This window comes from Kitasatospora sp. NPDC057198, assembly GCF_042670125.1.
In the GTDB taxonomy this organism is placed as follows: domain Bacteria; phylum Actinomycetota; class Actinomycetes; order Streptomycetales; family Streptomycetaceae; genus Kitasatospora.
On record NZ_JBHUWH010000845.1, the window covers coordinates 1 to 1,530 of the forward strand.

The window sequence follows — 1,530 nt, forward strand, 5'->3', positions numbered from 1 at the left end:
GCTCGGCGATCCGCTCGGCCTCGGCGGCGACCGCGGCGGCCCCGGCCTCCAGCAGCCACTGCGGGGGGCTGAGCAGGAAGGAGGTGGCCTCGACGTCGCCGCGCACCGGCTTGGCGGCGCCGGCCGGGTTGGGGGCGCCCCCGGTGCCGTACAGCTCCTCGTACTGCCGGACCACCTCGTTGACCGGCAGCGGCGGCCAGAGCGTGCTGGCGCCGCTGTCGCGGGCGATCACCAGGCGCAGCGTGCTGCCGGGGCCGCCGGTGTGCTCGCTGCCGTCGACGGCCCAGCAGACGTAGCCGAGGTCGAACTCGCGGACCTTCACCTCCCGGTGCTGCGAGCGCGGCACCCCGGCGTTGATCCAGTCCTCGGCGGTCTCCCGCGCCTGCGCGTACGTGGTCACCACGTCTCGTCCCTCCCCTGTCCTCGGGTCAGTTCGCCGGGACGGCGCGGGCGAAGCCGCCGTCCACCATGAGTTCGGCGACGGTCTCCAGTTCCGCCGGGCTGCCGGCCAGGCGCAGCAGGAACGCGTCGAAGCTGTCGCCGCAGGGCAGCAGGAGGCGCTGCACGCGCTGTTCGACGGGGCCCTCGGAGCCGTCGTCGCGGGCGTCGTCGTAGGGCAGGAAGCCGACCGAGCCGGTGTCCTCGCCGCGGACCTTGACGGTCAGCAGGCCGCCCTGGAGGTAGGCGACGGCGAGGTGGTCCTTGCTGAGGTGGTCGCGCAGGCACTTGTTGGCGTACACCAGGTCGTCGGTGCCGTACTCCTCGCTGAGGGTGAGGAAGGGCTGGTCGACGAGCAGGCCGAGGTCGACGTCGAGGGCGACGCCGACCGGGCCGCGGCCGCCGGTGACCTTGAGGAAGTCCCGGTAGGCGGTCGGCAGCGGGTGGCCGAGGCGCTGCTCGGCGCGCTGGACGAGGTCCTCGGTGACGGTGACCGGGTCTCCGCCGTCCTTGGCGAGCGAGAAGTGCGCGGGGCGGTGGTCCTGGAGCGGGCGGGTGCCGCGGCGGCCGTGGTCGGCGGTGGAGCGGGCCAGGCCGCCGTGGTGCCGCAGCAGGGCCTTGACCTCGACCGGGACGAGTTCCATCCGGCGCCAGCCCTCGGGGGCGCCGGCGACGGCGTGGTGCCAGGTCCAGCCGGGCGGGGTGGCGACGGCGCTGTCCAGGTCGGCCCAGAGCTCGTGGCCCTGGGTGTAGAGCGCGGCGTTGGCCGACACGTAGTCGGTCAGGCGCAGTTCGTCGACGCCGAAGCCCTCCGGCGGGTCGGCGACCTCGGCGGCGGCGGCCGCGTACGGCGAGAAGTCGGGGTACCCGTTCTCGTCGACGCGCACCCCCCGGGGGTGGCGCTGGGCCCGGACCGGGTCCGGGAACTGCACCACCTGGCCCGCGTAGGCCGCGTTGGGCACGGCGGTGGTGCCGGGCCGGCCTGTCGTCATCTGTGGTCCCCCACTGGCAGAAGCCGATTTCCTCGGGGACCAGCGTAGGGCAACGGCCGTTCGCGTTCGGGGTACGGGGGTCGACCGGCGGGCACCCGGC

Annotated in this window: 1 protein-coding gene and 1 pseudogene; both read right to left on the reverse strand. The window is 75.0% G+C overall.

Annotation, left to right across the window (positions count from 1 at the left end; translation table 11 throughout):
* Positions 1-403: pseudogene (locus ACFUEL_RS39565) on the reverse strand (hypothetical protein); the annotation flags it as partial.
* Positions 404-428: 25 nt separating this feature from the next.
* Positions 429-1,430 (reverse strand): HNH endonuclease, encoded by a 1,002-nt coding sequence (locus ACFUEL_RS39570; protein ID WP_380243045.1) that lies wholly within the window; start codon positions 1,428-1,430, stop codon positions 429-431.
* Positions 1,431-1,530 lie beyond the last annotated feature (100 nt).